This is a genomic window from Piscinibacter sp., from assembly GCF_050175855.1.
Lineage (GTDB): Bacteria > Pseudomonadota > Gammaproteobacteria > Burkholderiales > Burkholderiaceae_C > Piscinibacter.
Genome location: NZ_JBFXIO010000231.1, coordinates 1 through 8,330 on the forward strand (window position 1 = coordinate 1; position 8,330 = coordinate 8,330).

An 8,330-nucleotide genomic window follows, 5' to 3' on the forward strand; every position below is an offset into this window, starting at 1 on the left:
GCACGTGCCGGCACGACGGCGCGCCGACCTGCTGCAGTGGGCCGGCACGCTGATGCCGCTGGCCGAGGCGCTCTCGGTGCTGCTCGGCCTGCTGCGCGATGCCGGCGTGCCCCACAAGGTCGTCGCGCCCGCCGGCCAGTTCCAGCAGAGCCTGCCGCAGGGGCGTGTGTTCCAACTGCTGCGCCTGCGGCTGCCGCAGGAGCACGACCTGGTGCCCGAGATCAGCGGCCACCGGCTGTTGGTCTCGATCCGGCTGATGCGCCAGGATGGTGAAGGCCGGCTCAAGCCCAGCACCGACGACGCCAGCTTCGAACTGACCCTGTGCGCATGACCGTGCCGACCCCGCCACGCATCGTGCGCTGCCCGGCCTGCGGCGGTGCCAGCCCGTACAGCGAGGCCAATCCGTGGCGGCCGTTCTGCTGCGAACGCTGCAAGAACCACGACTTCGGCGCCTGGGCCAGCGAGAGCTACCGCGTGGCCGACCCTGCGACGCCCGGCACGGACGAGGGCGGCCGCGGCGAATCGCCGCCGCGTCACTGATGCGCCGGCTGCACGTTGCATCAGCGCTTGCCGCCGTGATTCTGCTCGGGGGGTGCGCCGCGGCTTCGGTCTTCGCGCCGACCCCCACGCCGGCGGGCGGAACTCCCTACTCCGGGTTGAACGACACCAGCTACGGCCCGCGCTCCACGGCCCAGTGGCGGGAGTGCGACCCGGGGGCCCGCAGCGGCCGGCTCGCCGCGGTGGTGGCTGTGGCGGCCAGGCCCGCACAGGGCCTGATGAAGATCGATGCGACGCTGCAGTCGCTCGACCTCGCCCGCCACTTCGTCGATCCGACCGGCGCCGATCACCCGCCGGTGGCCGTGCTGTCGTATGCGCCGGACGGCATCGTCTTCTGGCACGTCACCGGCCGTGTGCCCTTGGCCCAGGTGGCCGCCGCCGCCAAGGCGTGGTGCGGCAGTCGGCAGCGCGGCACGCTGTACAGGGGCTCGGCCAGCCACTGCCCGGCGCCGCAGCGCGGGCTGACCGGTGCACCGGTGGTCTTGACCTACGCCATCTCCGCCTACGCCTGCACGGGCCGGCCCTGATTCACCGGGGCGCAGCGCGGGTGGTCCTTGAAAGCGCAGGTCCGAACCCTATAATGCGTTTGCTAGCACTCATCAGGCATGAGTGCTAACGCCGCAGCAACGGGCCACACACGCCCCGAGCCGGCGAAGTGAATGAGCGCATACTTGTTGCTCATCCCCCGTCAAGATTCAGTTCCGAGTCATCAAGGAGATGCTATGAAACTTCGTCCGTTGCACGATCGCGTGATCGTCAAGCGCCTGGAACAGGAAACCAAGACCGCCTCGGGCATCGTCATTCCCGACAACGCCGCCGAGAAGCCCGACCAGGGCGAGGTCATGGCCGTGGGCCCGGGCAAGCGCAACGACAAGGGCGACTTCGTGGCCCTGAACATCAAGGTGGGCGATCGTGTGCTGTTCGGCAAGTACAGCGGCCAGACCGTCAAGGTCGACGGCAACGAGCTCCTGGTGATGCGCGAGGAAGACCTCTTCGCCGTCGTCGAGAAGTAATCCATCCCCCCAGAACTCGAATCGGAGATTCAGAACATGGCAGCAAAAGACGTTGTCTTCGGCGCTGACGCGCGCCACCGCATGGTCGAAGGCGTGAACATCCTGGCCAACGCGGTCAAGGTCACGCTGGGCCCCAAGGGCCGCAACGTGGTGCTCGAGCGCTCGTTCGGCGCCCCTACTGTCACCAAGGACGGTGTCTCGGTCGCCAAGGAGATCGAGCTCAAGGACAAGCTCCAGAACATGGGCGCCCAGATGGTCAAGGAAGTCGCTTCCAAGACCAGCGACAACGCCGGTGACGGCACCACCACCGCCACCGTGCTGGCCCAGTCGATCGTGCGCGAGGGCATGAAGTTCGTCGCCGCCGGCATGAACCCGATGGACCTCAAGCGCGGCATCGACAAGGCCGTGACCGCCCTGGTCGAGGAACTGAAGAAGGCCAGCAAGCCGACGACCACCAGCAAGGAGATCTCGCAGGTTGGTTCGATCTCGGCCAACAGCGACGAGTCGATCGGCAAGATCATCGCCGACGCGATGGACAAGGTCGGCAAGGAAGGCGTCATCACCGTCGAGGACGGCAAGAGCCTGAACAACGAACTCGACGTCGTCGAGGGCATGCAGTTCGACCGCGGCTACCTGTCGCCGTACTTCATCAACAACCCCGACAAGCAGAGCGCGATCCTCGACAACCCGTTCGTGCTGCTGTTCGACAAGAAGATCAGCAACATCCGCGACCTGCTGCCCACGCTGGAGCAGGTGGCCAAGGCTGGCCGCCCGCTGCTGATCATCGCCGAGGAAGTCGAGGGCGAGGCCCTGGCGACCCTGGTGGTCAACACCATCCGCGGCATCCTGAAGGTCGTGGCCGTCAAGGCGCCGGGCTTCGGTGACCGTCGCAAGGCCATGCTGGAAGACATCGCCATCCTGACCGGCGGCAAGGTGATCGCCGAGGAAGTCGGCCTGACGCTCGAGAAGGTCACGCTGGCCGACCTGGGCCAGGCCAAGCGCGTCGAGGTGGGCAAGGAGAACACCACGATCATCGACGGCGCCGGCTCGGCTGCCGACATCGAGGCCCGCGTCAAGCAGGTCCGCATCCAGATCGAGGAAGCCACCAGCGACTACGACCGCGAGAAGCTCCAGGAGCGCGTGGCCAAGCTGGCCGGCGGCGTGGCCGTCATCAAGGTCGGTGCCGCCACCGAGGTCGAGATGAAGGAGAAGAAGGCCCGCGTGGAAGATGCGCTGCACGCGACCCGTGCCGCCGTCGAGGAAGGCATCGTGGCCGGCGGCGGTGTCGCGCTGCTGCGCGCCCGCGCTGCCGTGGGTGCGCTCAAGGGCGACAACCACGACCAGGACGCCGGCATCAAGATCGTGATGCGCGCCATCGAGCAGCCGCTGCGCGAGATCGTCGCCAACGCCGGCGGCGAGCCGAGCGTGGTGATCAACAAGGTGCTCGAGGGCAAGGGCAACTTCGGCTACAACGCTGCCAACGACACCTACGGCGACATGCTCGAGATGGGCATCCTCGACCCGACCAAGGTGACCCGCACCGCGCTGCAGAACGCTGCTTCCGTGGCGAGCCTGATGCTGACGACCGAGTGCATGGTCGCCGAGGCGCCGAAGGAAGAGTCGGCGGCCGGCGGCATGCCCGGCGGCATGGGCGGCATGGGCGGCATGGGCATGGACATGTGATGTCCGCCTGAGCATCCTCTGCTCGCGAAAGGGCTGTCTTCGGACAGCCCTTTTTTGTTGGGTGCGGTTCCATAATCCGCGCAGACCAGCACGCCCGCGCATATGTCGCACCCCGCACCGCTGCTGAAATTCGTCGAGGAAGAGCTCGCCCGCTCGGCTTCGATGGCCGAGCGCTGCATCGCGGGCACGCTGACGCTGCTGCGCGCCGAGCGTGAACATCAGCGGGATCTGGTCGATGCCCTGGTCCGCCAGGAGCCGCAGTTCCTGCGGCGCTTCGTCGACGCGCTGTCCGAAGCGGTGCGCAGCGAACTCGGCTCACGCGGCAACGCGGCGGGCGAGGCCACCCCTTCGTTCGCCGGCCTCGAGTTGATGGACGAGGCCCGCGTGGAAGCCGACATCGAGATCTCGCGCGCCATGCAGATGATCGACAGCACGGCCGAGTGGGAGCGGCGCGAGCTGCAGACCTTCACGTCGACGCTGTGCGGGCTCGACCACGTCAGCGAAGACTCCAATCCGCTGCGGCCGATCGTCTATGCCTCCGCACTGTGGGAGGCGGCCGGCGCCGTGAGCCCGACACCGGCGTCGCGCGCTGCCCTGGTGCGAACGTCGGCCGGCGTGCTGGCCGGCCTGCTCAAGACGGCCTGGGCTGCGGCCAGCTCGCGTCTCGAAGCCCAGGGGGTGCAGCCGAGCATCTACCGCACCGTTCTGCTCGCTCCGGGCGCGGTCAGCGGCCGCAGCGGGAGCGCCCGCGAGGCGGCCCGCGCGGGCGCTCTGCGTGCCCTGCTGCCCGGCATGCCGGCCGCCGAGGGCGCCGCCGGAGCATCCGCCGCGCCTGCGCCCGGCGGCGGTGACGGCCGAGTCACGGAACTGCTCTCGCGGCTGTTCGCGGTCATCCAGGCCGACACCCGTCTGCCCGGTGCGGTGCGCGCCGTGCTCGCCCGGCTGCAGGTGGCCGCGCTGCGGGTCGCGCTGCAGGACGACTCGATGCTCGACTCGGTCGATCACCCGGTCTGGAAACTGATGAACCGCATCGCCAGTGCCGGGCTCTCCTACCCATCGCCAGGCGACAAGCGGCTCGCCAGCCTGATCGCCTTCTGCGAAGCCATCGCCGAGGAGATCTCGCGCGCCCAGGTTGGCGACGCCGCGCCGTTTCGCCGTGCGCTGACCCGCGTCGATGGCTTCCTCGCCGAGCAGATGCAGTGGCAGCTGCGCGAGGCTGCCGCCAGCGTCGCCGGGCTGCAGCGGGCCGAGCGACGCGATGCGCTCGAGATCCTGCTGTCCCAGCGCCTGGCCGACCAGATGGCCAGCGTGAGAACGCCCGCAGCGATCCGCCGCTTCGTCACCACCGCCTGGGCCAAGGTGCTGGCCGAATCCATGGTCCGCTTCGGTGAGCAGGCCGAGCCGACGCCCGGCTACATGAAGGCGGTGGACGACCTGCTGTGGAGCCTGCAGCCGCCAGATCACCCGCAGAGCCGGCAGCGCCTGTTGTCGCTGCTGCCCGACCTGCTGCGGCGGCTGCGCGCCGGCATGGCGCTGATCCAGATGCCCCAGGACGAGCAGCAGACCGTGCTCGACGGGCTGATGCCGATCCATGCCGAGGCACTGAGGCCGGGCCCGCGCGCGGCAGCCGCGCCGCTGACGCCGGAGCAGATCGTGCAGCGCATGCGCGAGGAAGTCGTGCCCGAGGCGCCCGCGCCGCGGCCGTTCAGCGACTCGGTGATCGACCTCGCCTCGATGGAAACGGTGCCGGCCGACTTCCTGGCCACCGACCTCGGCACGCCGGAAGAGGCAGCGCGCCACATCGATGCGCTGCAGGCGGGCGAACGGCTGCGGCTGTTCCTGCGCGGCCGCTGGACGCGCGTGCAGCTGCTGTGGCGCAGCGCCAAGGGCCAGTACCTGATGTTCGCCGGCGAGCACTCTGGCCAGACGCACTCCATCACCCGCCGCGCACTGGAACGCCTCGACGCCGCCGGCCTCGTGCAGCCGCTCGAAGACAGGCCCCTGGTGCAACGCGCCATCGACACGATGGCCAACGAGCTGCCCCTGCCCGCGTGAGACACGGCGGCCCGATACCATCGCGGGCCATGATCCGAGCGCTTCTCGCGGCGGCTGCGCTGGCGGCTTCCACATGGCTTCCCGCCGTCGCCCAGACCGCCGCCGTCGCATCCCCCACCGCGACCGAGACCGTCCAGCGCCCCCGCATCGGCCTGGTGCTGTCGGGTGGCGGCGCACGAGGACTCGCGCACGTCGGCGTGCTCAAGGTGCTGGAGCGCGAGCGCGTGCCGATCGACGTGATCGCCGGCACCTCGATGGGCGCGATCATCGGTGGCCTGTACGCCAGCGGCATGAGCGCGGCGCAGCTCGAGGCCGAGTTGCTCAAGGTCGACTGGAACGCCCTCTTCGCCAGCCGCGTCGACCGCCAGCTGCTGTCGCAGCGGCGCAAGGAGGAAGACTTCGACATCTCGCCGGTGATCGAGATCGGCATGCGCGACGGCGAGCTGCGCGCGCCGCTGGGCGCGCTGTCGGGTCGGGGCCTGGAGACGCTGCTGCGCCGCTACACGCTGCCGGTGCGCGACGTGCGCCACTTCGACGCCCTGCCGATCGCCTTCCGCGCGCTGGCCACCGACATGGAAACCGGCCGGCCGGTGGTGCTCTCGCAGGGCGACCTCGCGCTGGCGCTGCGCTCGAGCATGAGCGTGCCCGGCGTGTTCGCGCCGACCGAGGTCGACGGCCGCATCCTCGGCGACGGCGGCCTGGTCGACAACGTGCCGGTCGACGTGGCGCGCGCGATGGGCGCGCAGGTGCTGATCGTCGTCAACATCGGCACGCCGATCGCCGGGCGCGAGACGCTCGGTTCGGTGGGCGGCCTGACGGCTCAGATGATCAACATCCTCACCGAGCAGAACGTGCAGCGCAGCCTGGCCTCGCTGTCGACCCGCGACGTGCTGATCGCCCCCGACCTCGGCGCGCTGACCTCGTCGGACTTCGCACGCACGCGCGAGCTGATCGATCTGGGACAGAAGGGCGCCGAGCCGCTGGCCGCGCGACTGGCCGGGCTGGGCGTCGACGAGGCGGCCTATGCGCAGTGGCGCAACGCCCGCCCGCAGCCGGGCAAGCCGGACGCCACCGTGTCGTTCGTGCGCTTCGAGGGCACCGAGCTCACCAACCCGCAGCGCTTCGCGGCGCAGCTCGAGTCGCGGCCGGGCCAGCCCTTCGACGAGGCCAAGGCCGAGCGGGATGCACGGCGCCTCGCCGCCAGCGGCGACTACATGCGCGCCGACTACCTGCTCGTGTCCACCCCCGAGGGCGACGGGCTGGTATTCGACCTGGAAGACAAACCCTGGGGGCCGCACTATTTCCGCATCGGCCTGGACCTGGCGACCGACTTCCGCGGCGCCAGCGCCTTCAACCTGAAGATCAGCCACAACCGCCACTGGCTCGACGCCAACGGCAGCGAGTGGCGCAACCGCCTGCAGATCGGCGAGGTGCCGCGCTGGTACACGGAGATCTACCATCCGCTGAACTGGACCTTGGGGCTCAGCAACGACTGGTTCGTCTCCGCCTCGGCCGATGCGCAGCGGCGCGACATCACGCGCTACGACGACGACAGCGGCACGGTGACGGACCTGTACGACCGCAAGAGCGTGCGCTTCGGCCTCGACCTCGGGCAGCCCTGGGCCGAGCTGGGTGAGCTGCGTCTCGGTCTGGTGCAGCTGATCGAGCGCACGCGGCCCGACTTCGTCGCCGCGAGTGGCGCCTTCGAGCCGCCGGTGACCGTGCGCGAGACCGGCCTGCACGTCGGCGTGGTGATCGACCAGCTGGACTACGCCAACTTCCCGCAGCGCGGCTACCGCTTCGACGCCGAGCTGGCCGGCGGCCGCCGTGCGCGCACCGGCCTGCGCGAGGACTTCACCCGCATCGAAGTGGAAGGCACGGCGGTACGCAGCTGGGGCCGTCACACGCTGAACCTGTTCGCCCGCGTGCAGCAGACGCCGCAGGGCAGCGCCGCGGCAGTCGGCCGCTTCACGCTTGGCGGCTTCCACCAGCTCTCCGGCTATCGCCGCGAGCAGCTCGACGGCAACAGCGTGGTATTCGGCCGCCTGACCTGGTACCACCGGTCCGAGCAGGTGCCGGTGTTCACGCGCGGCTTCTTCGTTGGCGCCACGCTGGAGGCGGGCAACGCCTGGGCGCGCTGGGGCGAGGTCAGCGGCAGCGGCCTGCGCACGGGGATGAGCGGCTTCCTCGGGGCCGACACCGGGCTGGGCCCGGTCTATTTCGGACTGACCTACGCGCCGCGCGGCTCGGCCGGGCTGTACCTGTTCGTCGGCCGGCCCTGACGGGCGCAGCGCTCAGCGCGCCAGCGCGACCTCGATCTCCTGCGCTACGCGCGCCGGCTGCTCGTGCACCACCCAGTGCGTTGCACCCGGCACACGACTGACGCTCAACTGCGGCACGAAGGCTTCGAGCCCATCGAGCAGCGCCGGCGGCAAGGCGATGTCGTCCTCGGCCCAGACCACGTGCGTGGGGACGCGAACGTTCACCAGCGCGGGCGGCAGCTGCAGCGTGTGGATCGCGTCGTCGGGGCCGACGGGCGGGCGCAGCGGCGAGGCGCGGTAGTAGTTGCAGCCGCCGGTCAGGCCCCGGCGCCACACCTCGCGGTACTGCTCGCGCACCTGCTCGGTCAGCCAGCCGCCGCCGGGATGCCTGGGATCGGTGGCGCCCATGCGCTCGAAGAAGGGCCACAGGCGGGCGAAGTCGTCGGCGGCGAGCAGCGCCTCCGCGTCCGGGCGGCACAGGAAGTTCATGTAGGCGCTGTCCGCTTGCTGTGCCGGGTTGTCGCGCAGTTCGCGCAGGAAGGTCGCCGGGTGCGGCGAGTTGACGATGACCAGCCGCTCGAGGCACTCCGGGTGCGCCGCGGCCAGCGCCCAGGCCACCGCACCGCCCCAGTCGTGCGCCACCACGGCGGCCGCGCGGCCGCCTTGCGACGCGACCAGTGCGCGCATGTCGGCCACCAGGTGCCTGGCCCGATAGGCCTCGACCTCTGCGGGCGACGACGAACGCTCGAAGCCGCGCAGG

General features: G+C 70.3%; 8 protein-coding genes. 7 read left to right on the forward strand and 1 reads right to left on the reverse strand.

Annotation, left to right across the window (positions count from 1 at the left end; genetic code table 11):
• The 7 genes from zapD to AB7U92_RS16765 form a co-directional block, all read left to right on the forward strand.
• Positions 1–331: cell division protein ZapD (gene zapD, locus AB7U92_RS16735; protein WP_428579280.1), on the forward strand; the 331-nt coding region annotated here is incomplete at its 5' end.
• Complete coding sequence (locus AB7U92_RS16740; RefSeq protein WP_428579283.1) at positions 328–540, forward strand: DNA gyrase inhibitor YacG; 213 nt, start codon at positions 328–330, stop codon at positions 538–540. The genes zapD and AB7U92_RS16740, both read left to right, overlap by 4 nt.
• Before the next feature lie 116 nt (positions 541–656).
• Positions 657–1,085, forward strand: coding sequence for a hypothetical protein (locus tag AB7U92_RS16745; RefSeq protein WP_428579286.1), 429 nt, complete (start codon positions 657–659; stop codon positions 1,083–1,085).
• Between the two features lie 195 nt (positions 1,086–1,280).
• Positions 1,281–1,571, forward strand: a complete 291-nt coding sequence (gene groES / locus AB7U92_RS16750; RefSeq protein WP_428579289.1) for a co-chaperone GroES — start codon at positions 1,281–1,283, stop codon at positions 1,569–1,571.
• 36 nt (positions 1,572–1,607) lie between these two features.
• Positions 1,608–3,254, forward strand: a complete 1,647-nt coding sequence (groL, locus tag AB7U92_RS16755) for a chaperonin GroEL (protein WP_428579292.1) — start codon at positions 1,608–1,610, stop codon at positions 3,252–3,254.
• 102 nt (positions 3,255–3,356) lie between these two features.
• Positions 3,357–5,309 carry a DUF1631 family protein gene (locus tag AB7U92_RS16760; protein ID WP_428579295.1) on the forward strand — a complete coding sequence of 651 codons (1,953 nt, stop codon included), beginning with the start codon at positions 3,357–3,359 and terminating at the stop codon, positions 5,307–5,309.
• Positions 5,310–5,338: 29 nt separating this feature from the next.
• Positions 5,339–7,591, forward strand: coding sequence for a patatin-like phospholipase family protein (locus AB7U92_RS16765; RefSeq protein WP_428579298.1), 2,253 nt, complete (start codon positions 5,339–5,341; stop codon positions 7,589–7,591).
• Between the two features lie 12 nt (positions 7,592–7,603).
• Here the strand turns inward: AB7U92_RS16765 and AB7U92_RS16770 are convergent.
• A partial coding sequence (locus tag AB7U92_RS16770; protein ID WP_428579301.1) for an alpha/beta fold hydrolase occupies positions 7,604–8,330 on the reverse strand: 727 nt, incomplete at its 5' end.

Coding starts and splice junctions, on each gene's coding strand:
- AB7U92_RS16740 (WP_428579283.1), top strand. CDS start 328: ATGACCGTGCCGACCCCGCCACGCATCGTGCGCTGCCCGGCCTGCGGC.
- groES (WP_428579289.1), top strand. CDS start 1,281: ATGAAACTTCGTCCGTTGCACGATCGCGTGATCGTCAAGCGCCTGGAA.
- groL (WP_428579292.1), top strand. CDS start 1,608: ATGGCAGCAAAAGACGTTGTCTTCGGCGCTGACGCGCGCCACCGCATG.
- AB7U92_RS16760 (WP_428579295.1), top strand. CDS start 3,357: ATGTCGCACCCCGCACCGCTGCTGAAATTCGTCGAGGAAGAGCTCGCC.
- AB7U92_RS16765 (WP_428579298.1), top strand. CDS start 5,339: ATGATCCGAGCGCTTCTCGCGGCGGCTGCGCTGGCGGCTTCCACATGG.